Origin of the sequence: Mesorhizobium sp. CC13 (genome assembly GCF_039907765.1) — a bacterium.
In the GTDB taxonomy this organism is placed as follows: Bacteria; Pseudomonadota; Alphaproteobacteria; order Rhizobiales; family Rhizobiaceae; genus Aminobacter.
Genome location: NZ_JARDJI010000010.1, coordinates 44366 through 68691, shown reverse-complemented (window position 1 = coordinate 68691; position 24326 = coordinate 44366). Strand labels below are relative to the sequence as shown.

Sequence of the window (24326 nt, the reverse complement as noted above, 5' to 3'; positions counted from 1 at the left end):
GCGCAAAGCCGGAAATACCGGCCTGGCCGGCAAGTTGCGCCGCTACCTGCCTGGCTCGAACATCGTCGACGCGATCAAGGCAGCCGTTGCGGAATTTTCGCCCGATATCGTGCATATCGGCCTCGGCCGCACCGTAGCACTTCCCGTGATGCTTGCCCTGCGCGGTACGCCGAGGGTGCCCGTCGTGTTCGCGCACGGCGCCATCGATGGGCTGAACATCCTCAGCCCCTTCGACTGGGCGACCTATTTCAACCGGCGCGTCACCCGGCTGCTGCTGCCCTCGCGCGCCCATGTCAACAATTGGATGGGCCGTCAGATATTCCGGCGCCTCATCGATCCGGGCCGCTGCCACGTCCATCCGCATCCGATCGAGGTCCTGCCATCGCCCAGCGAAGATGAGCGCAGCGCGTTGCGTGCCGGTTTCGGCCTGGGCGCCGACGAGATCGTCATCGGAACGGTTTGCTCAATACGTCCGATCAAGAACTTGGCTTTCGTTGCCGACGTCGTGCGGCGCCTGGGGGCTCCCTTCGTGTTTGCCGTCGTGGGCAGCGGGTCGGCGGCCGAGACTGCCCTGATCAAGCAGGCCGGCGGCGACCGCCTGAGGCTTCTCGGCAGGATTCCCGATGCCCGGCGGATGATGTCGGCCTTCGACATCTACGTCACCCCGACCCGGCTGCCTGGCGAGTCGTTCGGCCTTGCGCCCGCGGAGGCCATGGCCGCGGGCGTGCCGGTGGTGACGATGAATTTCGGCGGGACGGCCGAGATCGTCGAACACGGCCTTTCCGGGTTGGCGCTGCCGTTCAACCAGCACGCCTGGATCCAAGCGCTGAAGCTGCTTGCCGACGACGAGGATCGCCGTCGGGCGATGGGGATGGCCGCGCGCGAACGGATCGCGGCACGTTTCTCGGCCGAGGCGATTGCCGGCAACTGCTACGACCTATACGTCAATCTGATCGGCCAGAAAGCTTCGTAAGTGACTGTGCGCGACCGTGCCGGATCGGCGCGGCCGGGGCAAGAAGATGACGGTTGAACATCTGCGTAAGGCGAAAGCGACTGACATGACAGACACGGATCTTCCCCACCTCACAGCGGCCGAAGCACGCGTGCTCGGCTGCCTGATCGAGAAGAAGGAACTGACGCCCGACGTCTATCCGATGACATCGAATGCGCTGGTGGCCGCCGCCAACCAGAAGACGTCGCGCGAGCCGGTCATGGCGCTGGAGATGGTCGACATCACCCGGGCGCTCGGTACGCTGCAGGCGAAGGGGCTGGCGAAGCAGCAGTTCGCCTCGCGCGTCGAACGCTACGAGCACCAGATGGCGCAGAAGTTCTCGCTGACGCGCAACCAGGGCGTTCTGATCGGCCTGCTTCTGCTGCGCGGGCCGCAGACCGTCTACGAATTGCTCGCCCGCGCCGAGCGCATGGCGAACTTCGCCGATGCCGACGCCGTGCGCCACGAACTCGACATGCTGATCGGCCGCCGGCCGGCGCTGGTCAAGGAGATCGGCCGCTCACCCGGCCAGCGCGAGGATCGCTTCGCGCATCTCCTGGCAGGCGATGTCGATGCTGCGGTCGTCACGACAAACCGGGCGCCGAGTGCCGCCTCGCCCGTCGTTTCGGAGCTCGAGGAACGTGTCCGGGTTCTGGAAGGGGAAGTGGCGGCGCTGAAGGCGCGGCTCGACGCTGCCGGCGCATAGGCGCGCGGCGGAAAGATTGAAAACGGCCCGGTTGCGGAAGCAGCCGGGCCGTTTTGCGTTCTTGCGAATCGAGGGTTCGCCTCGCCCTTCGACAAGGGCTCAGCGCCAATAAGTGGCGGGGCAATCGCTTGTGATTCACCCCCACCCCTAACCCCTCCCCACAAGGGGGAGGGGTATCGGAGAGGTGGGCGCCGAGCACGTTGATTTCAAGGAAGCCGCTAAGCCGCTGGAGTCCCCCTCCCCCTTGTGGGGAGGGGTTAGGGGTGGGGGTACAAGACCTGCCAAGCCCTTCAACTATTGGTTCGTCCTGCCTTTGCGGGAGAAGCCCTACCTGCGCGCGGCCTCGACGATCTCGCGGGCCATGGCCTCGGCGACGTCGTCGGCGGTGCGGTCCTCGCGCTCGGCGCGCTCGAAGATCCTGGTCAGCGTCTTGGCGATCTTCTCGACGCGCGGCATCACCGCCTCGACGCTGTAGCCGCCGTCGGCCATCTCGGCCGCCACGTTGATGACGCCGCCGGCGTTGATGACGTAGTCGGGGGCATAGAGGATGCCGCGTTCGACCAGCAGCTTGCCGTCCTCGGCCGTCGCCAGCTGGTTGTTGGCGGCGCCGGCGACGATCCCGGCCTTGAGCAGCGGGATGGTTTCAGCCGAGAGCATGCCGCCGAGCGCGCAGGGGGCGAAGATGTCGACGTCGGCGGCGACGATTGCGTTGCCCTCGACGATCGTTGCGCCGAGCATCTCGGCGGCGCGGGCGGTGCGGGCCGGCTCGAGATCGGAGACGGTCAGGACGGCGCCTTCGGCATGCAGCTTGCGGCAGAGCGACCAGCCGACCGAGCCGAGGCCCTGGACGGCGACGCGGACGCCCTTGAGGTCGTCGCTGCCCTTGCGATGGCGCAGCGCCGCCTTGAGGCCGAAAAAGGTACCCTGGGCGGTGAACGGCGAGGGATTGCCGCTGCCGCCCCTGGTGGTGCCGGCGACATTGGGTGCGCGTTCGGCGAGGAAGTCGGCGTCGGCAAGCGTCATGCCGACGTCCTCTGCTGTGATGTACTGGCCAACGAGCGTTTCGAGCATCTCGGCATAGGCCTCGAGCATGGCCGGCGTCTTGTCGGTCTTCGCGTCGGCGATGATGACGGCCTTGCCGCCGCCGAGCGACAGGCCGGCGATGGCCGACTTGAAGGTCATGCCGCGCGACAGGCGCAGCGCATCGGTGAGCCCGGCCTCGAAGCTGGCATGGGGCCAGATGCGGGTGCCGCCCAGCGCCGGTCCGAGGACGGTGGAATGGATGGCCACGATGGCGGTCAGCCCGCGCACGGTATCGCGGCCGAGCCAGACCTGCTCGTGGGCGTCGAAGGCCGGGAGGCGTGCTGCTTCGGCAGTGATGTCGGTGATTTCGAGGGTCGTCGCGCCGGCGACTTCGTGGCGCGGTCTCAGGACGTTCAGCATGAGGGTTCCTCCCGGTGAGCTGGTCCCTGGAGGCTAAACTTTTTGGACGATCTTTGGTTTCGAAGTGGGGGCGCGGCACGACCGCGCATTGCGCCCGGCTGCTTTGCCGCGCAACAAACGCAAAGACGGCTCCCAGGGGGAGGGTGGCCGGACGCGGGTCTGCCCCCCGGCGCGTCCGGCCTGCCGGCTGGCGGATTGCCTCTGCCCTGGCATCCGCTGCAGCCGGACTGCGGCGACCGGCGGCGAAGCCCGCCGCCGCCGTCTTAGAGGTCTGCCTGCCGCTCAGGCCTCGGGTTCGTTCTCCTCCTTCGGCCGGCGTTTCCCGGCCGGTTCCGGCAGCTTGCCGCCGAGCGCCATGGGGGCGAGGAAGGCACGCGCGTTGAAGCCCGCCGCGGCGAGCGCCGCCACCGTCTTCCAGAACTGCAGGCGGGACATGTCCTTGCTCCTCGTGCTGGACCTACCACATCGATTCGCGAGGGCACGCTAGACGGATCGGAAAACCCGTTCTTGGACTCTGCGGTCCCGATTCCAGGCCTTGGCGGTACCAGCTTGACCTATCTGATGACGCGAAATATAAAGTGCGACTGCCCGCTTTGGTTGTGTATGGTCAAGTAGCCGATGACGAATTTCGACGGGCAGTCCTTCTCATTCCGCGTGCTCACCGACGAGCTTCCGCCGCAGGACCGGCTCGCGGTGCTGCGCGAGGTCTATGGCCGCGCGATCCTCAAGGCCGAGCTCGCACCGGTGGACGATGCGCCGGTGCACATGGACATGCGGGTTCGCCTGCTGCCCGGCGTAGGCATCGCCACAGGCACCGCCTCGCCGATCAGGGTGGCGGTGCGCAAGGAGGCGATCGACAATGACGACGTGATCCTGCTGGCCGCGCTTTCGGGCGGCAGCCACATGCAGATCGGCAGCTTCGAGGAGAGCATCCGCCCGGGCTGCGCGATGTTCGTGCCGGGCGGGCGCGAGGGCGCCAACGTGACCCGGCCCGGCTTCGGCTACATCAACCTGCGCTTCGAGCGGAAGGCGCTGCAGCCGCTGCTCGGCGACGTGACGAGGATGCTGATGCGCCCCATTCCGATCAACCACGGGCCCATGCAGCTTCTGATCAGCTACGCGACTGCCCTGCAGACGCTGGACGAGCCGCTGCCGGGCAACATGGCGCGCATGGTTTCGAGCCATCTGCTCGACCTGACGGCGCTGACTCTCGGGGCGGAGCGCGACGCCGAGCAGGTGGCGCTGGGGCGCGGCCTGCGCGCGGCGCGGCTGGCGGCGATCAAGGCGGACATTGCCGCCCGGACGGAGCTGCGCGGGCTTTCGGCCGAGGCAATCGCAGCCCAGCACAAGCTGTCGCCGCGTTATGTGCGCAAGCTGTTCGAAAGCGAGGGGCTGTCATTCACCGAATTCGCCCTCGGTCAGAAGCTGAAGCGGGCGCACCGCATGCTGGCTGATCCGCTGCGGACGCAGCGCAGCATCACCGACATCGCCTACGAGGCCGGGTTCAACGACCTGTCCTACTTCAACCGGGCGTTCCGCAGGCGCTTCGACGCGACGCCGTCGGAGATCAGGGCGGCCGTGCTCGCCGCCTGAGACGAGGGCGCCGGCCGGACCGGCGCCCCGGAAGGCTCAGGCGAGCCTGGCGTCGAGCGACACCTTGATGGCGCCGAGGGCCTTGGAGACCGGGCAGTTCTCCTTGGCCTTGGTGGCGAGTTCCTGGAACTTGGCGTTGTCGATGCCGGGCACGCTGCCGACGAGGGTGAGCGCGCTCTCGGTGATGCCGGTGCCGGGGATCAGCGTCACGACCGCCTGCGCGTCGAGCTTGTCGGCCGGCGTGCCGTTCTCGGCGAGGAAGTGCGACAGCTGCATGGCAAAGCAGCCGGCGTGGGCGGCGGCGATCAGCTCTTCGGGATTGGTGCCGGACTTGCCGGTCTCATCCTCGAAGCGTGCCTTGAACGAGTAGGGCTGGCCCTTGAGCGCACCGCTCTGGGTGTCGAGGGTTCCAGACCCTTCCTTCAGATTGCCTTTCCAGACGGCGTTGGCGCTGTGCTTCATGATGTTCTCCCTGATTGCTGGCTGGGCCAGGTGCGGCGACCGGGGAGACTATAGCGCCGGCCGGCGCGGCTGCCAGCATCCGAGCCGTCACGAAAACAACGGGCCACGAAAAAAGTGTCTTGCGAAAATGTCGGCTTGTATTCGCGAAGGGCGTTCTTGGGGCGCACGAGGTCCGGGGAATGGCGACGCGGCCCTAGATCGCCTCGCCCTTGAGCAGGCGCGGCGTCTCGCCGGTCGTGCCGGAAGCCTGGCGGATGAAATACTCCTTGAGGCGCGGCACCCGGTCGACGAGGCCGAGGCCGAAGTCGCGCAGCGCGCGCACGGGGGCGATGTCGTTGGAGAACAGGCGATTGAGGACGTCGGTGGTGACCCCCATGCGCACCGTGTCGAAGCGGCGCCAGACCTCGTAGCGCTCGAGCACGTCCATCGCGCCGATGTCCTGGCCGAGCCGATCGGCCTCGACGATGGTTTCGGCGAGTGCCGCGGCATCCTTGAAGCCGAGGTTGAGGCCCTGGCCGGCGATCGGATGGATGCCATGGGCGGCATCGCCGGCGAGCGCGAAGCGCGGCGCCACGAAGGCGCGCGCCAGCGTCAGCCCCAGCGGCCAGGCGCGCGGCTTGTCCTCGACGCGGATCTCGCCGAGCTTGAGGCCGAAGCGCTGCTCGAGTTCGATCTCGAAGACGAAGGGATCGCCCTTGACCAGCTTGTCGGCGTCCTCGGTGCGCTCGTTCCAGACGATGGAGGAGCGGTTGACGCCTTCCCTGGTGGGCTTGAGCGGCAGCGTGGCGAAGGGGCCGGCGGGCAGGAAATGCTCCTCGGCGCGGCCGTTGTGGGGCCGTTCGTGGGCAACCGTGCAGACGATGCCGGACTGGCCGTATTCCCAGCGCACGGTCTTGATGCCGGCCATGTCGCGCAGCCTGGAATTGACGCCGTCGGCGGCGACCAGCAGGCGTGTGTCCATGCTGATGCCGTCGGCGAGATGCACCCTGGCGGCGGCGGTGCCGGTCTCGAAGGCCTGGACGGCGACGCCCTCGATGATGTCGATGCCGAGTTCGGCGGCGCGGCGGCGCAGGGCGCCGTTGAGCACCCTGTTCTCGACCATGTGGGCGAATGGCTCGCCCGGGGCGATCTCGCCGTCGAAGGTGAGGAAGACGGGGCGCACCGGATCGGCAGCCTTGGAATCGGTGATGACCATGTCGGTGATGGCCTGCGCCTCGGGCTCGATCTCCTCCCAGCAGCCGAGATGGTCGAGCATGCGGCAGGCAGCGGCGGCGATCGCCGAGGCGCGGCCGTCCTTGCGCCAGACCTCCGGCGGTGCGGCGTCGACGATGGCGATGTGGAGGCTCGGGCGCGCCTCTTTCATCGACACGGCGGTGGCGAGGCCGACATAGCCGGCGCCCGCGACGAGCACGTCGAGCTGCGTCGATTTGTTGTCGTCACCGTCGCGCGTGGCCATGGCGGATCCTTCCTGCGTCAGGCTTCCCGCCTTGACTCGGCGGGGGCTTCCTGCTGGAAACCGGGTGTATTTCGTCCCGAAAAGGGGAACGCATGCCGGCCGCCATACAAGAGCTTCTCAGCATTCTCAATCTCGAGGAGCTGGAACACAACCTGTATCGTGGTCGCAGCCCGCAGGTGAAGTGGCAGCGCGTCTTCGGCGGCCAGACCATAGCCCAGGCGCTGGTGGCCGCACAGCGCACCGTCGAGCCCGACCGGCACGTGCATTCGCTGCACGGCTACTTCATGCGCCCCGGCGACATCACCGTGCCGATCGTCTACGAGGTCGACCGCATCCGCGACGGCTCGAGCTTCACCACCCGCCGCGTGGTGGCGATCCAGCACGGGCACGCGATCTTCTCGCTGGAAGCCTCGTTCCACCTCGACGAGCCGGGCCTCGAATACCAGATGCCGATGCCGCTCGACGTGCCGGCGCCTGAGACGCTGAAATCGCAGCGCGAGCTGCTGCAGGAGGCGACCCACGTGCCCGACATGATCCGCATGTTCTGGGCCAAGGAGCGGCCGCTGGAGCTCAGGCCGGTCTATGCCGAGCACTATTCGAGCCGGGACAAGCTGCCGCCCCTGCAGAAAGTGTGGATCAGGCTGACCGGGCCGGTGCCGAACGACCGGGCAGTGCGCACGGCGGTGCTTGCCTATCTCTCCGACATGACGCTGCTGGATACGGCAACCTTTGCCCACGGGCGCGGCATATTCGATCCCGACATCCAGGCGGCGAGCCTCGACCACGCCATGTGGTTCCATCGCGAGCATTCGCTCGACGGCTGGCTGCTCTACACCCAGGACAGCCCGTCGACGAGCGGGGCGCGCGGCTTCACGCGCGGGGCGATCTATGCCCAGGACGGCACGCTGATCGCTTCGGTGGCACAGGAAGGGCTGATTCGCCTGCGCACTAAGCCTACAAACTAGGCATTTTAGGAATTTTGCACATTGTGTGAGCAGATGCCTTGCTGCGTCTGCGAACGCGCGCCTGCGGCCAAGAGAAGTTTACATTCAATTTCAGTGGCTTAGCCAATGCCAATGCAAACTGGCACGGAGCTTGAATCCTGTTTGTCACTCACCGGTGGCTTTCGGGTCCGCTGGGGATGACTGAAATCGCGGGGGACCCGCATCAGCAAGGGGTGAAACCTGATGAAAATCGTGATGGCTATCATCAAGCCGTTCAAGCTCGACGAGGTGCGCGAAGCGCTGACCAGCGTCGGAATCCAGGGCCTGACCGTCACCGAGGTCAAGGGCTACGGGCGCCAGAAGGGCCACACCGAAATCTATCGCGGCGCCGAATATGCCGTGAGCTTCCTTCCCAAGATCAAGATCGAGGTCGCCGTCTCGACCGACCTCGTCGACAAGGCGGTCGAGGCGATCACCGGTGCCGCCAAGACCGGGCAGATCGGCGACGGCAAGATCTTCGTCTTCGGCATCGACCAGGCCGTGCGCATCCGCACCGGCGAAACCGACACCGACGCGCTCTGAGCGGCCAGCAATCTCATGGAGACCTCGATGACAATTCCTTCCTCACTGAAGTCGGCGGCGCGCTCGGCGCTGCTCGGCACGCTGGCGCTCGCCGCCCTCGGCACGGTCGCGGCGCTGGCCCAGGAAGCCGCTCCCGCCGCCGCAGCGGCCCCGGCGGCTCCGGCCTTCACCGTCGACAAGGGCGACACCACCTGGATGATGGTTTCGACCGTGCTCGTGCTGCTGATGACGGTGCCCGGCCTGGCGCTGTTCTACGGCGGCCTGGTGCGCGCCAAGAACATGCTGTCGGTGCTGATGCAGGTGTTCACCATCACCGCCGTGGTGATGATCATCTGGGTCACCTACGGCTACAGCCTCGCCTTCACGCCCGGCAACGCCTTCATCGGCGGCTTGTCGAAGGCCTTCCTGGCCGGGGTGGACGTGACCACCGTGTCCGAGACCTTCACCAAGGGTGTCGCCATTCCGGAACTGGTCTTCGTCGTCTTCCAGATGACGTTCGCGGCGATCACGCCGGCGCTGATCGTCGGCGCCTTCGCCGAGCGCATCAAGTTCTCGGCGGTCATCCTGTTCACCATCCTGTGGGTGACGTTCGTCTACTTTCCGATCGCGCACATGGTGTGGTTCTGGGGCGGCCCGAGCGCCTATTCCGATCCGTCCGGCCTGATCTTCGGCTTCGGCGCCATCGACTTCGCCGGCGGCACGGTCGTGCACATCAATGCCGGCATGGCGGGCCTGGTCGGCGCGATCATGATCGGCAAGCGGGTCGGCTACATGCGGGACCTGATGGCGCCGCATTCGATGACGCTGACGATGGTCGGCGCGTCGCTGCTGTGGGTCGGCTGGTTCGGCTTCAACGCCGGCTCCAACCTCGAGGCCAACGCCTACGCCGCGCTCGCCATGATCAACACCTTCGTGGCGACCGCCGCAGCGGCGGTGACCTGGATCGTGCTGGAGACGCTGCTGCGCGGCAAGGCCTCGATGCTCGGCGCCGTGTCGGGTGCGGTTGCCGGCCTCGTCGCCGTCACCCCGGCCGCCGGCTTCGCCGGTCCGATGGGCGCCATCGTGCTCGGCGTCGTCGTCACCGCGATCTGCTACTTCTTCGTGTCGGTGGTGAAGAACAAGGTCGGTTACGACGACAGCCTCGACGTCTTCGGCATCCACTGCGTCGGCGGCATCTTCGGTGCGCTCGCCACCGGCATCCTGGTCAATCCGGCACTCGGCGGCGCGGGTATCGTCGACTACTCGACGGCCGACTTCGCCGCCGGTTACGCCGGCGTGGCCACCCAGCTCCTGGCCCAGGCCAAGGGCGTGCTGGTGACCCTGGCGTGGTCGGGCATCGGCAGCGCCATCCTCTACAAGGTCGTCGACATGGTGGTCGGCCTGCGCATCACCCCGGACGCAGAGCGCGAAGGCCTCGACCTCACCTCGCACGGCGAGGCGGCCTACCACGCCTGACGCCGGTGGCGGCCGGAACAGGCCGCCGCATCCTCCCCATCCCGTCGTGCCCTCCGAGTGGTGGTCACGCCTTGAGGCCCGGAACGATCCGGGCCTCCTTTTTTACCGGAACGTCGGGGCCCGGAGCGATCCGGGCCTCGTCATCGCGGCAATCTCTGGTTCCGCGCCGGCGGCCGGAAATTCCGCGAAGTTTCCGAGGTCCCTTGCTTTCGAAGAAGAACAATAAAATATGCATGCGGGCTAATTCGGGGGTGCGTGTGGGGATGAATATCGACCGCAAGCTGCGGCTGACCGCGGCTTTTGTTGGCGCGGGGACACGGAAAGACCTTGCCGCGGCGTTCCGGCGCATCAACCCCGCGACTGCCTTCGACGTCGACCGGGCCGACAAATGGCTGCAGGGGCGCTCGACGCCGCGACAGTTCAGCGTCTACGACGACTGGATCAGGCTGCTCGACCTGCCGAAGACGGCGGACTGGATCGGAGACAGCGACCTCGAGACGTTCATCGACGAAATCTGCCGGCATCACGGCCGCGATCGCCAGCAGCTCGAGCGGCGGGCGCAGGCCTTCGGCAAGGCGCAGGCCAACGGACATGACGACAGGGGCGGCTCGCCTGCCGGCGCCTATGTCTGCTACTCGCACAGTTGGTCGCCCTATTTCCGCGGTCAATTCATCCGCGGCTCGATGCTGATCGAGCCGGAGCAGGGGCAGCGGCTGACGGCGACCTATACGGAAAACCTGCCGACGATGCGCCTGCAGATAAAGGGGCAGGTCACCATGACCAGGCGCAGCCTCTACATCCATGTCGGCGGACCGGCCGACGACACGCATTTCTTCTGCGCGCTGTTTCCGTTTTCGCCGCCCGGCAGCGTGCTCGGCGGCTACCTGACGGGCACGACCGTGCTGGGGCCGGATTCTCAGCCTTCGGTGACGCGCATTGTGCTGGTGCGGCTCAAGGAGCCGTCCGCACTCGACGATGCCGGCCTGGGCTATCTCGAACCGGGAACGAGCATTCCGCAGGATCTCGATCGCTTCGAGGTCAGGCTTGAGCAGCCGGACCTCGCCGCAGCGCACCTGCGGCAGTTCCTGACCCGCGACGGCAAGGGCGGGGCAGACCAGATCGCCAAGGAAGACTTCCAGAAACTGGTCGACGTCTTCGATCGCGCCTGGCTGGGGCGCTGAATTGGGCGCCGTGCCCGGCCGTCGAGGCCGCACGGCGTGAACGATGGCTTAACCTTAATGCGGCCTTAACCTTCGCCCCGATAGTCTGGTTGCCGAATCTGCCCGCGACGCGTCCGCGCGTGGGCCAAAGGCATCTTTGGACGGGGACAAGCATGCGTTCTGGGGTTTCCTCACCGTTCGCGCTGACCGAGACGGGGCACGGCATCCAGGCATTCGCGCGACGGCAGGCAGGCCGCGCGGCCGGGCTGGGCCTTTTCGCCTTCGTCGCCTTCGGTCTTGCCGCGCTCGGCACCTGGAACGTCGCAGACCCCAGCTTCAGCCATGCCACCGACAATCCGGTGACCAACGCGATGGGCTATGCCGGCGCCGTCTTCGCCGATATCGCCATGCAGTTCTTCGGCCTTGCGGCGGTGGCGGCGTTGGTGCCCGCGGTGATCTGGGGCGTGCTTTTCGCGACCGCGCGCGGCGTCGACCACATGCCCCGGCGCGGGCTCGCCTGGTTCGGCTCCGCGGTGCTTGCCGCCGCGATCTCGGGATGCGTCGGGGCGCCGCCCACCTGGCCGCTGCCGACCGGCCTCGGCGGCGTGTTCGGCGACATGGTGCTCAAGGTGCCCGGCCTCTTCCTCGGCGGTTATCCGACGGGACTGGTCGCAACGGTGATCGGCGTGCTGCTGCTCGCCCCGACGCTGTGGCTGTTTGCCTACGGCGCGGGCCTGCTCAAGCGCGAGAACGGATTTGCCGCGGTCCACGCCAAGCCCAAGCCGGACATGCGCGAACAGGATTTCGCCAGTTTCGACGAGGAGGACGAGGACGACAGCGAAGGCGTGCTGGCGCTCGGCGCCATCACCCATTGGTGGCTGTCGGCCAGGGCCTGGATCCGCCGCCGCGCCGCCAAGCGCCGCGAGGAAGAGGGTTTCGACCAGCCCGTGAGGCGCGAGAGCGCCTGGCGCCAGGCCGCCCAGCGCGTCGAGAAGGCGGAGCGGGCCGAAGCACGCGTCACCAGCGCCGGCCGCGCCCGCGTCGAGCCGGAGTTCTTCGCCCAGATGGTTTCGCATGACCGGTCGGCGTCGATCGATCCCGACGACCAGGACGTGTTCGGCGACGACGACGATTTCGATCCGGTGACCGGCGAGATCCGCAGCGGCGGCGCGCAGGTGCAGAGCTTCCGCTCGCCTCCCGGACAGGCATCCGCCCGCGTGGCGGGGCCGGCGCCGCGGCCGGTTCCCGGCGCCCGGGTGCAGCGCGAGGCGCAGACCTCGCTGATCGGCTCCGACAAGTTCGAGATGCCGTCGCTGCATTTCCTTTCCGAGCCCAAGAACGTGGCGCGGGATGCGAGCCTTTCCAAGGATGCGCTGGAACAGAACGCGCGGCTGCTCGAGGGCGTGCTGGAGGATTTCGGCGTCAAGGGCGAGATCATCCATGTCCGTCCGGGTCCGGTGGTGACGCTCTACGAACTCGAGCCCGCTCCCGGCATCAAGTCGAGCCGCGTCATCGGCCTCGCCGACGACATCGCCCGTTCGATGAGCGCGATCGCCGCCCGCGTGGCGGTGGTTCCCGGCCGCAACGCCATCGGCATCGAGCTGCCCAACACCAAGCGCGAGACGGTCTATCTGCGCGAGATCATGGCCAGCCGCGACTTCGAGACGACCAAGGCCAAGCTGGCGCTGGCGCTCGGCAAGTCGATCAACGGCGAGGCGGTCATCGTCGACATCGCCAAGATGCCGCACGTGCTGGTCGCGGGCACCACAGGCTCGGGCAAGTCGGTGGCGATCAACACGATGATCCTGTCGCTGCTCTACCGCATGACGCCGCAGGAATGCCGGCTGATCATGATCGACCCGAAGATGCTGGAGCTTTCCGTCTATGACGGCATTCCGCACCTGCTCACCCCTGTCGTCACCGACCCGAAGAAGGCGGTGGTGGCGCTGAAGTGGACGGTGCGGGAGATGGAGGACCGCTATCGCAAGATGTCGAAGGTCGGCGTCCGCAACATCGACGGCTTCAATGCCCGGGTGGCTGCGGCCGACAAGAAGGGCGAGAGGATCTCGCGCACCGTGCAGACCGGCTTCGACCGCCAGACCGGCGAAGCGATCTACGAGACCGAGGATCTCGATCTCGAGCCGATGCCCTACATCGTCGTCATCATCGACGAGATGGCCGACCTGATGATGGTCGCCGGCAAGGACATCGAGGGCGCGGTGCAGCGCCTGGCGCAGATGGCGCGCGCCGCGGGCATCCACGTCATCATGGCGACGCAGCGTCCCTCGGTCGACGTCATCACCGGCACCATCAAGGCCAACTTCCCGACCCGCATCTCCTTCCAGGTGACGTCGAAGATCGACAGCCGCACCATCCTCGGCGAACAGGGCGCCGAACAGCTGCTCGGCATGGGCGACATGCTCTACATGGCCGGCGGCGGCCGCATCCAGCGCGTGCACGGCCCCTTCGTCTCGGACGACGAAGTCGAGAAGGTGGTCGCCCATCTCAAGCTGCAGGGCGTGCCGGAATATCTCGACGCCATCACTGAGGACGACGGCGAGGACGAGGACGACCAGTCCTCGGGCCGCGGCGGCGGCGGCGGCAACTTCGAGGATTCGGACGATCCCTACGACCAGGCGGTGGCGGTGGTGCTGCGCGACGGCAAGGCCTCGACCAGCTACATCCAGCGCCGTCTCGGCATCGGCTACAACCGCGCCGCCTCGATCATCGAGCGCATGGAGAAGGAGGGCATCGTGGGCGCGGCGAACCATGCCGGCAAGCGCGAGATCCTGGTGCCGACCGAAGACGACAAAATGTGAAACCGGCGGAACCGGCGATCACGTTTTCGCGTTCGGAGGGCATGGCGTGAACCATGTCAAACTTCAGCCCTACTAAGTGCCGATAGAACCGTCGAACTGGAGTGAGAGAGTAACCGGCATGAACGACGACATTGGCACCATGACCCGCCGCCGCCTGCTTGGCTTCGCCGCAGCGACGGCGCTGACCGCCGCGCCGGTGATGGCGTTGCAGAGCCCGGCGCAGGCGGCTTCGGACGCCGCGCAGCGTATCGCCGACCATTTCTCCAGCGTGAAATCGATGTCGGGCGAGTTCGTCCAGTTCGGGCCGCGCGGCGAGCAGACCGGCGGCAAGTTCTTCCTCGAGCGCCCCGGCAAGATCCGCTTCAACTACGAGGCGCCATCGAATTTCAAGGTGATCTCCGACGGTCAGTCGGTGGTGATCCTGAATTCGAAGATGCGGACCTCCGACCTCTATCCGCTGTCGAAGACACCGCTGAAGCTGCTGCTCGACGACCGCATCGATCTCAGCGGCAACAAGGTCCAGAGCGTCGCCGAAGAGGACGACCTGACCACCATCAAGCTGTCCGACAAGCAGGTGTTCGGCAACTCGACCATCACCATGATGTTCGATCCCAAGACCTACGAGCTGCGCCAGTGGACGATCACCGATGCGCAGGGCAAGGACACCACGGTGATGGTGTTCAACGTCCAGCAGGGCGGCTCCTTCCCGGCCGACACCTTCACCATCGACTACAAGCTCAACCGCGAACTCAACACCCGCAAGAAGAACGACTGACGCCGGGACTACGGCTTAGCTGTGGAAAGCGGCGCGCCCTGCGCCGCGTGAGCCGCCGCGCCTTGTCTTTGCCGCGCGCGGCTGGCAGGTTCCGGCGTGAATTCCCGCCGGACGAAGCCAGCCATGCCCTTCTCGATAGCCACCTGGAACATCAACTCCGTGCGCCTGCGCATGCCACTGGTCGAGCGGCTGCTGCTCGAAAAGGCGCCCGACGTTTTGTGCCTGCAGGAGACGAAATGCCCCGACGACCAGTTTCCCTCGGCGGCGTTCCGCAAGCTCGGCTACGAGCACATCGCCTTCCACGGCCAGAAGGGCTACCACGGGGTGGCGACGGTGGCGCGGCGGCCGATCGAGATCGTCGAGAAGCGCCGATTCTGCGAGATCGACGACAGCCGCCACCTTTCGGTGCGCTTCGACGCCGGCGGCAAGCAGGTGACGCTGCATAATTTCTACGTGCCGGCGGGAGGCGACGAGCCGGATGTCGAGATCAACCCGAAGTTCCGTCACAAGCTCGACTTCGTCGCCGAGATGAACGCCATCCGCGCCGCTCACGACGACAGCTCGGCCTCGGTGCTTGTCGGCGATCTCAACATCGCTCCGCTCGAGCACGACGTGTGGTCGCACAGGCAGTTGCTCAACGTCGTCAGCCACACCCCTGTCGAGACCGAGAATTTCGAGGCCATGCGCAAAGCCGGCGACTGGGTCGACCTGATGCGCCTCAACGTGTCGGACGACCAGAAGATCTACACCTGGTGGAGCTACCGGGCGAAGGACTGGGAACTGTCCGACCGCGGCCGCCGGCTCGACCATGTCTGGGCGTCGGCCAATCTGGCGCCGAGCCTCGCCGGCATCGACGTCCTGCGCGAGGCACGCGGCTGGGAGCGGCCGTCGGATCATGTGCCGGTGCTCGCGCGGTTCGATTTGGACTGAGATTCAGGTGAGGCCGGCCTGCAAATGGCGGCTTTCTCTGCTTCCGGTGCTCACGGTGGTGACGTCACGTGCTTGGTCTGAATTCAGGTCGAGCAGCCCCTCTCCCCGTCCTTCATGAGGGTAAGGGTGAGGGGCGCTTTGCGGCGCAACAACGTCTCGGCCTATTTCCCGAACCTGGGCGCCATGCTCTCGATCCGCGCGATCATGTCCTGGAGGTCCTCGAGGATATGCTGGTGCAGGCGGGCCGCGACCTCGGGATACTCCTCGAGGATGCGATGGAACATCTTGCGGTTGAGGCGGATGATTTCCGAATCGACCTCGGCGGCGGCGCTGGTCAGGCGCCTTGTGTCGGCGATGAGGGCGAGTTCGCCGAGCATGGCGCCGGGACCGGCTGAGCCGACCTCGGCGCGCGTTCCATCGATGTCGCGATAGAGGCCGATTCGGCCGCTGACGACGACATAGGCGGAATCGGCCTCGTCTTCCTCGCGATAGAGCTTGCGGTCGGCGGGCAGATGGATGTTCTCCGCGCCGAAGGCGAGCAAGCGCAACTGCTCCTGGGTGAAGCCCTCGAACAGCCTCACGCCGGACAGGATGCGGATGTCGTCATCCAGCGCCATTACGTCCCCGACTTTTCAGACCGGTTTTTCCTCCCTGTCGTTTGCCGGCGGCCCCACCTGCCGCCAAGAACCGGTCAGGGGACCAGCTTGTATCCGCCGCTTTCTGTCACAAGTATTTCCGCATTGGAAGGATCGCGCTCGATCTTCTGCCGCAGTCGGTAGACATGGGTTTCCAGCGTGTGGGTCGTGACCCCGGAATTATATCCCCACACTTCTTCGAGAAGTACGTCGCGGGTCACCACCTTCTGGTCGGCCCGATACAGATATTTGATGATCGAGGCCTCCTTTTCGGTGAGCCTGACCTTGCCGCCGCGCGCGTCGATGAGGAGCTTCTGGCTCGGCTTGAAGGTGTAGGGCCCGACGGAGAAGGTGGCATCCTCGCTCTGTTCGTGCTGGCGCAGCTGGGCACGGATGCGGGCAAGCAGGACCGCGAAGCGGAACGGCTTGGTGACGTAGTCGTTGGCGCCGGCTTCGAGGCCCAGGATCGTGTCCGAATCGGTATCGTGGCCGGTGAGCATGATGATGGGCGCCTTGTAGCCGCCCTTGCGCAGGATCTTCACCGCCTCGCGGCCGTCCATGTCGGGCAGGCCGACATCCATGATCAACAGGTCGATGATGCCGCCGCGCGCGACGTTGATGCCCTTTGCGGCGCTTGCTTCCTCAAGGACTTCGAACTCCTCGTAGAGCGCCAGCTGCTCGACGAGCGTGCCGCGCAGATCGTCGTCGTCGTCGACGATGAGGATGGTGCGTGAGGTCATGGATCAATCCGTTATTGAAGATCAGAATTCTGTTGACCGTAAACTATGGATGCGGAAGCTGGTCGCCACAACCGCCCGACGGGTGATTTGTGTTTCGGTTGGCGATCATACAAGAAAAATCAACGGCGTAATTGGGGCGGACGATCTTTTTGCGGCAAGGCATTTCCACGATCGTCGTCCGGGCCAGGCCCGGCGACCGGACCAAGGGGCTGCTGCAGGCCGGCGGCTCGGTGTTTCCCTGCGCACTGGGACGCGGAGGGATCACGGCCAACAAGCGCGAAGGCGACGGCGGCACGCCGCTCGGCGCGATGCGGCTGCTGTCGGGCTACTTCCGCCGCGATCATTTCCGCGGCGGCGGCACGCGTCTTGCGATGAGCCCGATCGGCGGCGACCTCGGCTGGTGCGAGGTGCCCGACGACCGCAACTACAACAGGCCGGTGAAGATACCTTACGGCGCCAGCCATGAGCGGATGAAGCGCGACGACCGGCTCTACGACGCCTGCATCGTGCTCGACTGGAACATCAGGCCGCGCCGGCGCGGACGCGGCAGCGCGATCTTCTTCCACCTCGCCCGGCCTGGCTTCACGCCCACCCAAGGCTGCGTGGCGGTGACGGCAAAGGTCATGGCGCGGCTTCTGCCGCATCTTTCCAGCCGCACGGTCATGAGGGTGGTGCGCTAAACGGGGCGCATTCTGACAATGCAATCTGGCTGCAACATGCTGTAAAAAAAGCGGCCCGAAGATCCGTTGGGGATCGTCGGGCCGGTGAGGTACTGCCTTCCAACAGCAGTGGGAGATGCGGGAACTGCAGGTAAGGTCAGTGGCGGTTCGGACGGCGCGGCGGCTGCCAGCCGATGTCGAGCAGCCCGAGGCGGCCAAGCTCGGCGTCGACGGCGTGGCCGACGTCACGGCAGGGGATGCCGGTGTCGCGGCGGTACTGTTCGGTCAGGCAGCCGAAGCTCTGGGCCGGCAGGCGCAGGGCAGCGCGCATCTGGCGGAGCCAGTCGAAAAGCGGCTTCTGCGGGTTCGGCTGCGCATAGGGTGCCTTGAAGACATCGGTGGACATGGTCGGCTTCCATTTCGCCCGGACATCAAATCCGGTTTGACATTGTTTCAACTGGTCCCATGATGGGGCCTGAAAAGACAAAAGAGAAACGAGTAGTTCTTTCTCGATTATCAAATTTGGCTTGAAGATCACGCGATGCGGTCGATGCCTGGGACACGTGCGCTGAGGACACTTGAGGCTGCCGGCCGGCACCTCAACTTCACGCGCGCCGCCGACGAACTGGGGCTGACGCCGGCTGCGGTGAGCCACCAGATCAAGGAAATCGAGGACCAGCTGGGCGTGGTGCTGTTTACGCGCACCAGCCGCAGCATCAGGCTGACGGAGGCGGGGGCGGCGCTGTGCGACGCCTCGGCGGACGCCATCGAGGCGCTCAACCGGGCCGTCTCCAAGGCGCGCAAGCTGACGCGCGGCACCACGCAGCTCAAGGTGACGCTCGACGCGCAATTCGCCTCGAAATGGCTGATGCGGCGCGTCGACGGTTTCCGCAAGCTGCACCCGGACATCGAGCTCAGGTTCGACATCAGCTACGAGGTGCGCGACTTCGACCTCGACGACGTCGATGTCGCCATCCGCTTCGGCATGGGCAAGTATCCGGGCCTGTGCGCCGACCGGCTGTTCGACAACATGATCATTCCGGTGTGCAGCCCGAGGCTGCTGGCATCAGGACCGCCGCTCAGGGTGCCGCGCGACCTGTTCCACCACACGCTGGTGCATATCGAGTGGTCGCAGCAGGGCGTGACCTGGCCGAATTGGCGGATGTGGATGGCGGCCGCCGGCGTCGACGACTTCGACGACAGCCGGGCCATCGTCTTCACCGCCTCCTCGGACGCGGTGCAGGCGGCGATCGACGGCAGCGCGGTGGCGCTGGCCGATTTCGCGATGGTCGCAAACGACCTCTCCGAGGGGCGGCTGGTGCGCCCCTTCGACCTCGGCATCCGCGTGTCGCGCGAGTTCGCCTATTTCCTGGTCTATCCGAAAAGCACCGAGGACGATCCACGTATCGCGGCCTTCAGGGAGTGGATGCTGGAGGAGGCGGCGAAGACGGAGGTGTGAGGGGCTAGGCCGCTGGCGTCTTCTCCCGAGCCCACCAGGCACCCCTGCCTGCAAGGCAATCGCGTGTGAGATACTCCCACCCGTAACCCCTCCCCACAAGGGGGAGGGTGACGACCTCGTCACCGGCTTGGCCAACATGTTCGACGTGGCCTCGGCTGGCAGCGCCGCAAGGTCCCCCTCTCCCTTGTGGGGAGGGGCTAGCTAGGGGTGGGGGTATGAAGCTGCGATGGTTCCTTTTCAGAGAACCCCATGCCTTTCACGGAGCAAGGCGCCAGACGGTGGTGCGCTTGACCTCGGCGTCCTCGAGAGCGCGGGTGACCGGCACCTCGTAGGTGGCGAGCTTCTCCAGGCGGTGCTTGGGCAGGTAGGCGCGGCCGGGGTCGCCGACCAGCACCTCGGCGCCGCGGGCACGCAGCGCCTCGAACCATGGCACCAGGCGGTCGGCGAAGGGCTTTTCGTAGAACACGTCGCCGGCGAGCACGACGTCCCAGCCGCCGTCATGGCCGACGAGGTCGGAACCGTTGAAGCCGACCGGGACATCGTTGGCCTCGGCATTGAGCTGGATGGCTGCCTCGCAGAACGGGTCGATGTCGGCGCCGACGACGGAGGCGGCACCCGCCTTCATCGCTGCGATGGCGACGAGGCCGGAGCCCGAGGCGAAGTCGAGCACGCGCCGGCCGCGCACGGTCTCGGGATGATCAAGCACGTAGCGCGCCAGCCCCTGGCCGCCGGCCCAGGCGAAGGCCCAGAAGGGCGGCGGCAGGCCGATCTCGGAAAGCTCTTCTTCGGTGCGGTGCCAGAGGTCGTGCGCCTCGTCTGCGAGGCGCAGGCAAATCTCCGGCACATGGGGCGGCAACATCAGCGCCGTGTTGGCGAGAATGAAGGTTTCCGCACTCTCGGGCGTCAGGCGTGTCGGGGAGGCGGTGGTCACGGCGCCTTGGCGAGCCCGGCCATGCGGCAGACTTCCTGCCATTCGTCAGGTGTGACCGGCTGGACCGACAGGCGCATCGAGGTGACCAGCGACATCTTCTCGAGCGCCGGATTGGCCTTGACGTCGGCCAGGGTGACCGTCCTGGGGATCTCGCTGTGATAGCGGATGTCGACGCATTCCCAGCGCGGGTCTTCGGTCGTGGTGTCGTGGTGGGCAAGCGCGCAGACCTCGGCGATGCCGACAACCTCAAGGCCCTCGTTGGAATGGTAGAAGAAGCCGAGGTCGCCGATCTGCATGGCGCGCATGTTGTTGCGCGCGAGGTAGTTGCGCACGCCGTCCCACTGCGTGCCGTCCTTGCCCTTGGCCTTCAGCATCTCGAAGGAGAATTTGAACGGCTCGGACTTGAACAGCCAGTAATTCTTCTCGCTCATGTCGTCCCCCTCGCTGTGCCGATCAGGCGCTGGCCGGATTGTTGAACACCCAGTTCCACGGGCGGATGTCGACGCTGTCGAACAGGCCGGCCTTGGCGTAGGGGTCGGCGCTGGCGATCGCCTTGGCCGCCGCCGCATCGGCCGCCTCGATGACAACAAGGCTGCCATCCGGCTTGCCGTCGGCGTCGAGGAAGGGGCCGGCGAACTTCAGCGCGCCTTTGGCGTTGAGGTCGTTGAGGAAGGCGACATGCTCGGGGCGCGTGTCGAGGCGGACCTGGAGATGGCCCGGCTTGTCCTTGCAGATCAGTGCGAAAAGCATGTTGTCCTCTCTGTACGGAAATCAGTCGGCTTCGGCGCGCAGCGGCCGCGACATCAGGCCGGCGACCGCCTCGTTGATGGTGATGGCGTTGTCGAGCAGGGCGGCGACTGCCTCGACGATGGGGGCGTCGATACCGCGCTCGCGGGTCAGGCGTGCGGCGATGTAAGCGGTGGCGACGCCTTCGGCGAGCGGGCGGCCGGACAATTCCTCGCCTTTGCCGAGCGCGACGCCGTAGGCGAAGTTGCGCGACTGGACCGACGAGCAGGTGAGCATGAGGTCGCCGAGGCCGGACAAGCCCATCAGTGTTTCGGGCCGGGCGCCGAAGGCAGCACCGATGCGGCGCAGCTCGACGAAACCGCGGGTGACGAGCGCTGCCTGGGCCGAAGCGCCGAGGCCAGCACCGGTGACAGCACCTGCGGCAATGGCAAAGACGTTCTTCAGCGCGCCGCCGATCTCGACGCCGATCAGGTCGTCCGATGAATAGCAGCGCAGGTTGGCGGCGGAGAAGCGTGTCGCCAGTGCCTGGGCGCGCGCCTCGTCCTCGGAGGCGACGACGACGGCGGTGGGCAGGCCACGCGAGACATCGGTGGCGAAGCTCGGGCCGGACAGGGCGGCGACGGGGTTTCCGGGCAGGATTTCCTTTGAAATGGCCGAGAGCAGGGTGCCGGTGTCGCGCTCGATGCCCTTGGCGCAGAGCACCAGCGGCACATGTGCCGCGACATGCGGCTTGATCTCCGACAGCACTCTGCGCAGCGCCTGCGCCGGGGTGACGACCAGCACGCAGTCGGCACCGGCAAGCGCGGTCGCAAGGTCTGTGGTGGCGACAATGCCGGTTTCGAAGGTGATGCCTGGGAGGTAGCGCGGGTTCTGGCCCTTGGCGATGGCCGCGACGCTGTCGGCGTCGCGGGCCCAAAGCGAGGTGGCATGGCCGGCGCGTAGCATGGCGAGCGCAAGGGCAGTGCCCCAGGCGCCGCCGCCAAGAACCGCGACCTTGTATGCGCTCATGCCTTGGCTCCCCGCCTGCCGGAGCCGACGACCGGCGCGGACACGCTGTCCAGCGGCCAGCGCGAGCGCGGCACGAAATCGAATGCGTCAGGCTCGGCGAGCCCGGCGCGCAGCCGCTCGATGCCCGCCCAGGCGATCATCGCGGCGTTGTCGGTGCACAGCGCCATGGGCGGCGCGATGAAGCTGAAGCCGTTCTTGGCGCACAGCGTTTCGAGCCGAGCGCGGATCTGCTTGTTGGCGGCGACGCCGCCGGCAACGACGAGCGCCGGGGTGGCGACGTCAGGGAATTCGGCGCGGAAGCGGGCGAGGGCGCGCTTGACGCGGTCGCCGAGCGTGTCGGTGACGGCGGCCTGGAACGAGGCGCAGATGTCGGCGACGTCCTGGTCGCTGAGTGGCGCCACGGCGGTCGCTGCCTGGCGCACCGACGTCTTCAGGCCCGAGAAGGAGAAATCGGGCTGCGCCGAGCCCTTCATCGGGCGCGGGAAGACGAAACGGGTGGCGTCGCCCGCGGCCGCCGCCTTCTCGACATTGGGACCGCCCGGATAGGGCAGGCCGAGCATCTTGGCCGTCTTGTCGAAGGCTTCGCCGAGCGCGTCATCGATGGTGGTCGCCCAGCGCTGGTAGTCGCCGACGCCCTTGACCAGCACGATCTGGGTGTGGCCGCCGGAGACGAGCAGCAGCAGGTAGGGGAAGTCGAGCCCGTCGGTCAGCCGCGCGGTCAGCGCATGGCCTTCGAGGTGGTTGATGGCGATCAGCGGCTTGCCGGCGGCGGCGGCGACGGCCTTGGCGGTCATCAATCCGACGATCAGCCCGCCGACGAGGCCGGGTCCGGCGGTGGCCGCAACCGCGTCGATGTCCTGAAGCTCAACGCCCGAATCCTCGAGGGCCGCCTCGACGATGCCGTCGAGCGCCTCGACATGGGCGCGGGCGGCGATCTCGGGCACGACGCCGCCGAAGGCCGCGTGTTCCTCGATCTGGCTGAGCACCGTGCTCGACAGGATCACCGGCTCCTTGCCCGGCTCGAGCGCGACGACGCTCGCCGCGGTTTCGTCGCAGCTCGTCTCGATGCCCAGAACGCGGATCAATTGGTCGCTACCCTGCATGATTGCCCGGTGGTAATTTCCTAGATAGGAGGGACGGGACCGCCCCGCCAGCGCGGGGTTATCACGGACCGGGCGCCATGCAAACCAGAGCCTTGAAAATCGGAACCCGCGGCAGTCCGCTGGCGCTCGCGCAAGCGCACGAGACCCGTGCGCGGCTGATGGCGGCGCACGGCCTGCCCGAGGAAGCCTTCGAGATCGTGGCGATCTCCACCAGCGGCGACCGCATCCAGGACCGCCCTCTCTCGCTGGCCGGCGGCAAGGGGCTGTTCACCAAGGAGCTGGAAGAGGCGATCTATGCCGGCGACGTCGATTTCGCCGTGCATTCGTCCAAGGACATGCCGACACAACTGCCGGACGGGCTGGAGCTTTCGGCCTTCCTGCCGCGCGAGGACGTGCGTGACGCCTTCATCGGCCGTTCGGCGAAGAAGATCGTCGACCTGCCCGAGGGCGCGGTCGTCGGCTCGTCGTCGCTCAGGCGCCAGGCGCTGATCCGCCGCATGCGGCCGGACCTCGACGTGGCGATGTTCCGCGGCAACGTGCAGACCCGCCTGCGCAAGCTCGGCGAGGGCGTGGCCGAGGGCACCATCCTCGCCCATGCCGGCCTGCGCCGGCTGGGGCTGACCGACATCATCACCGACCTGATGCCGGTCGAGGTGTTCCCGCCGGCGCCGGGGCAGGGCGCGATCTGCATCGAAAGCCGCATCGGCGACGACCGTGTGCGCGACATGCTGGCTGCGATCGACCACGAGCCGACCGGCCAGGCGCTGGCCTGCGAACGCGCGTTTCTCGCCGCGCTCGACGGCTCCTGCCGCACACCCATTGCCGGCTATGCCGAGATCGAAGGCGATCGCCTGTCCTTCTCCGGGCTGATCCTGACCCCGGACGGCACCCTGTCGCACGAGGCCAGGGCCGAGGGCAGCGCGACTGAAGCGGCTACGATCGGCCGCAAGGCCGGCGAGGACGTGCGGGCGCGGGCCGGCGAAAAGTTCTTCGAGGGGTGGAGCTAGATGGCGCTGCGCGTGCTGGTGACGAGGCCGGATCCCGGCGCCACCCGCACCGCGCGGCGCCTCGAAATGCTCGGCTTCGAGCCGGTACTGCTGCCGCTTTCCGAAACGCGCGCCTTGCCGGTTGCCCGCGGCCTGGTGCCGCCCGACGCCGTCGCGGTGGCCGTGACCAGCGCCAACGCGCTGCGCCATGCACCGAGCGGGCTCGTCGAGCGCCTCGGCCACCTGCCTTGCCATGCCGTAGGCGCCCGCACGGCCGAAAGCGCCCGCAAGGCCGGCTTCGCCTCGGTCCGCGAGGGGCCGGGCGACGCCGCGGCCCTCGCCGACAGCATCGCCAGGGAAATGGGCAAGGCGACGCTGGCCTATCTCTGCGGCCGAGTGCGCATGCCCGACTTCGAGCGCCGGCTGGGCATGAATGGCACGCGGGTCGTTGCCATCGAGACCTACGACACGGTCGGCCTGTCGCCGAACCCGGCGCTGGTCAGCCAGCGGTTCGGCGGGCAACCGATCGATGCGGTGCTCGTTTACTCGGCGCGGGCGGCGGCGGCGCTCGGCACCCTGATGGAGACGCAGGCGGAGGCCGACAGCCTGCTGCGCAACGCCCGCTGCTGCTGCCTGTCGGGACGGATCGCGGCGGCCATCGGCGGCGGACTGAGCGTCGAGGTGGCGCTCGATCCGAACGAGGACGCGCTGTTCGACCTTCTCGGCGATCCAGACTGACGGC

At 67.1% G+C, this 24326-nt stretch carries 26 protein-coding genes; 14 read left to right on the top strand and 12 right to left on the bottom strand.

Features of this window, described 5'->3' with window-relative positions; genetic code table 11:
- Positions 1 to 34 precede the first annotated feature (34 nt).
- Both PV773_RS14965 and PV773_RS14960 read left to right on the top strand, forming a co-directional pair.
- Positions 35 to 973, top strand: a complete 939-nt coding sequence (locus PV773_RS14965) for a glycosyltransferase family 4 protein (RefSeq protein ID WP_347967115.1) — start codon at positions 35 to 37, stop codon at positions 971 to 973.
- Positions 974 to 1058: 85 nt separating this feature from the next.
- Complete coding sequence (locus tag PV773_RS14960) at positions 1059 to 1697, top strand: DUF480 domain-containing protein (RefSeq protein WP_347967114.1); 639 nt, start codon at positions 1059 to 1061, stop codon at positions 1695 to 1697.
- Positions 1698 to 2024: 327 nt separating this feature from the next.
- Here the strand turns inward: PV773_RS14960 and PV773_RS14955 are convergent, their stop codons facing one another.
- Entirely contained in the window at positions 2025 to 3140 is a 1116-nt protein-coding gene (locus tag PV773_RS14955) for a Glu/Leu/Phe/Val dehydrogenase dimerization domain-containing protein (protein WP_347967113.1), read from the bottom strand.
- A gap of 282 nt (positions 3141 to 3422) precedes the next feature.
- Entirely contained in the window at positions 3423 to 3575 is a 153-nt protein-coding gene (locus tag PV773_RS14950; protein ID WP_347967112.1) for a hypothetical protein, read from the bottom strand.
- A gap of 183 nt (positions 3576 to 3758) precedes the next feature.
- Here PV773_RS14950 and PV773_RS14945 point away from each other — a divergent pair, with 183 nt between their 5' ends.
- Positions 3759 to 4733 (top strand): AraC family transcriptional regulator, encoded by a 975-nt coding sequence (locus PV773_RS14945; protein WP_347967111.1) that lies wholly within the window; start codon positions 3759 to 3761, stop codon positions 4731 to 4733.
- 36 nt (positions 4734 to 4769) lie between these two features.
- Here the strand turns inward: PV773_RS14945 and PV773_RS14940 are convergent, their stop codons facing one another.
- Together PV773_RS14940 and PV773_RS14935 are read right to left on the bottom strand one after the other, a co-directional pair.
- On the bottom strand, positions 4770 to 5195 hold the full coding sequence (locus PV773_RS14940; RefSeq protein WP_347967110.1) for an OsmC family protein: 426 nt from the start codon (positions 5193 to 5195) through the stop codon (positions 4770 to 4772).
- A gap of 193 nt (positions 5196 to 5388) precedes the next feature.
- A complete protein-coding gene (locus tag PV773_RS14935) occupies positions 5389 to 6651 on the bottom strand; it encodes a ubiquinone biosynthesis hydroxylase (protein ID WP_347967109.1) in 1263 nt (420 codons plus the stop codon).
- Positions 6652 to 6743: 92 nt separating this feature from the next.
- Between PV773_RS14935 and PV773_RS14930 the strand changes: the two genes are divergently transcribed.
- From PV773_RS14930 to PV773_RS14900, 7 genes are all read left to right on the top strand, one after another.
- The gene (locus PV773_RS14930; protein WP_347967108.1) at positions 6744 to 7616 is read left to right on the top strand and encodes an acyl-CoA thioesterase II; all 873 of its coding nucleotides are present in this window, start codon (positions 6744 to 6746) and stop codon (positions 7614 to 7616) included.
- Between the two features lie 222 nt (positions 7617 to 7838).
- Positions 7839 to 8177, top strand: coding sequence for a P-II family nitrogen regulator (locus PV773_RS14925; protein WP_340040991.1), 339 nt, complete (start codon positions 7839 to 7841; stop codon positions 8175 to 8177).
- Between the two features lie 27 nt (positions 8178 to 8204).
- Positions 8205 to 9632, top strand: coding sequence for an ammonium transporter (locus tag PV773_RS14920; protein WP_347967107.1), 1428 nt, complete (start codon positions 8205 to 8207; stop codon positions 9630 to 9632).
- 263 nt (positions 9633 to 9895) lie between these two features.
- Positions 9896 to 10813 carry a hypothetical protein gene (locus tag PV773_RS14915; RefSeq protein WP_347967106.1) on the top strand — a complete coding sequence of 306 codons (918 nt, stop codon included), beginning with the start codon at positions 9896 to 9898 and terminating at the stop codon, positions 10811 to 10813.
- 152 nt (positions 10814 to 10965) lie between these two features.
- Positions 10966 to 13611 (top strand): DNA translocase FtsK, encoded by a 2646-nt coding sequence (locus PV773_RS14910; RefSeq protein WP_347967105.1) that lies wholly within the window; start codon positions 10966 to 10968, stop codon positions 13609 to 13611.
- Between the two features lie 118 nt (positions 13612 to 13729).
- On the top strand, positions 13730 to 14386 hold the full coding sequence (locus PV773_RS14905) for an outer membrane lipoprotein carrier protein LolA (protein ID WP_347967104.1): 657 nt from the start codon (positions 13730 to 13732) through the stop codon (positions 14384 to 14386).
- A gap of 123 nt (positions 14387 to 14509) precedes the next feature.
- Entirely contained in the window at positions 14510 to 15316 is an 807-nt protein-coding gene (locus PV773_RS14900; RefSeq protein ID WP_347967103.1) for an exodeoxyribonuclease III, read from the top strand.
- Positions 15317 to 15477: 161 nt separating this feature from the next.
- Here the strand turns inward: PV773_RS14900 and PV773_RS14895 are convergent, their stop codons facing one another.
- Both PV773_RS14895 and PV773_RS14890 read right to left on the bottom strand, forming a co-directional pair.
- The gene (locus PV773_RS14895; protein ID WP_347967102.1) at positions 15478 to 15933 is read right to left on the bottom strand and encodes a cyclic nucleotide-binding domain-containing protein; all 456 of its coding nucleotides are present in this window, start codon (positions 15931 to 15933) and stop codon (positions 15478 to 15480) included.
- Positions 15934 to 16007: 74 nt separating this feature from the next.
- Positions 16008 to 16691 (bottom strand): response regulator transcription factor, encoded by a 684-nt coding sequence (locus tag PV773_RS14890; RefSeq protein ID WP_340041003.1) that lies wholly within the window; start codon positions 16689 to 16691, stop codon positions 16008 to 16010.
- Between the two features lie 149 nt (positions 16692 to 16840).
- Here PV773_RS14890 and PV773_RS14885 point away from each other — a divergent pair, with 149 nt between their 5' ends.
- The gene (locus PV773_RS14885) at positions 16841 to 17371 is read left to right on the top strand and encodes a L,D-transpeptidase (protein ID WP_347967101.1); all 531 of its coding nucleotides are present in this window, start codon (positions 16841 to 16843) and stop codon (positions 17369 to 17371) included.
- A 136-nt stretch (positions 17372 to 17507) separates the two neighbouring features.
- Here the strand turns inward: PV773_RS14885 and PV773_RS14880 are convergent, their stop codons facing one another.
- Complete coding sequence (locus PV773_RS14880) at positions 17508 to 17756, bottom strand: hypothetical protein (protein ID WP_347967100.1); 249 nt, start codon at positions 17754 to 17756, stop codon at positions 17508 to 17510.
- Positions 17757 to 17891: 135 nt separating this feature from the next.
- Here PV773_RS14880 and gcvA point away from each other — a divergent pair, with 135 nt between their 5' ends.
- On the top strand, positions 17892 to 18809 hold the full coding sequence (gcvA, locus tag PV773_RS14875; protein WP_347967099.1) for a transcriptional regulator GcvA: 918 nt from the start codon (positions 17892 to 17894) through the stop codon (positions 18807 to 18809).
- 256 nt (positions 18810 to 19065) lie between these two features.
- On the opposite strand, the gene PV773_RS14870 is transcribed toward gcvA, so the two are convergent.
- The 5 genes from PV773_RS14870 to tsaD form a co-directional block, all read right to left on the bottom strand.
- The gene (locus tag PV773_RS14870; RefSeq protein WP_347967219.1) at positions 19066 to 19668 is read right to left on the bottom strand and encodes a methyltransferase; all 603 of its coding nucleotides are present in this window, start codon (positions 19666 to 19668) and stop codon (positions 19066 to 19068) included.
- A gap of 68 nt (positions 19669 to 19736) precedes the next feature.
- The gene (locus tag PV773_RS14865; protein WP_347967098.1) at positions 19737 to 20171 is read right to left on the bottom strand and encodes an EVE domain-containing protein; all 435 of its coding nucleotides are present in this window, start codon (positions 20169 to 20171) and stop codon (positions 19737 to 19739) included.
- Between the two features lie 22 nt (positions 20172 to 20193).
- Positions 20194 to 20490, bottom strand: coding sequence for a YciI-like protein (locus PV773_RS14860; protein ID WP_347967097.1), 297 nt, complete (start codon positions 20488 to 20490; stop codon positions 20194 to 20196).
- Between the two features lie 21 nt (positions 20491 to 20511).
- Positions 20512 to 21495, bottom strand: a complete 984-nt coding sequence (locus PV773_RS14855) for an NAD(P)H-dependent glycerol-3-phosphate dehydrogenase (RefSeq protein ID WP_347967096.1) — start codon at positions 21493 to 21495, stop codon at positions 20512 to 20514.
- Positions 21492 to 22577 (bottom strand): tRNA (adenosine(37)-N6)-threonylcarbamoyltransferase complex transferase subunit TsaD, encoded by a 1086-nt coding sequence (tsaD, locus tag PV773_RS14850; protein WP_347967218.1) that lies wholly within the window; start codon positions 22575 to 22577, stop codon positions 21492 to 21494. The genes PV773_RS14855 and tsaD overlap by 4 nt, the downstream gene beginning before the upstream one ends.
- Before the next feature lie 98 nt (positions 22578 to 22675).
- Here tsaD and hemC point away from each other — a divergent pair, with 98 nt between their 5' ends.
- Complete coding sequence (gene hemC, locus PV773_RS14845; protein WP_347967095.1) at positions 22676 to 23605, top strand: hydroxymethylbilane synthase; 930 nt, start codon at positions 22676 to 22678, stop codon at positions 23603 to 23605.
- Complete coding sequence (locus PV773_RS14840) at positions 23606 to 24322, top strand: uroporphyrinogen-III synthase (protein WP_347967094.1); 717 nt, start codon at positions 23606 to 23608, stop codon at positions 24320 to 24322.
- Positions 24323 to 24326: the final 4 nt, after the last annotated feature.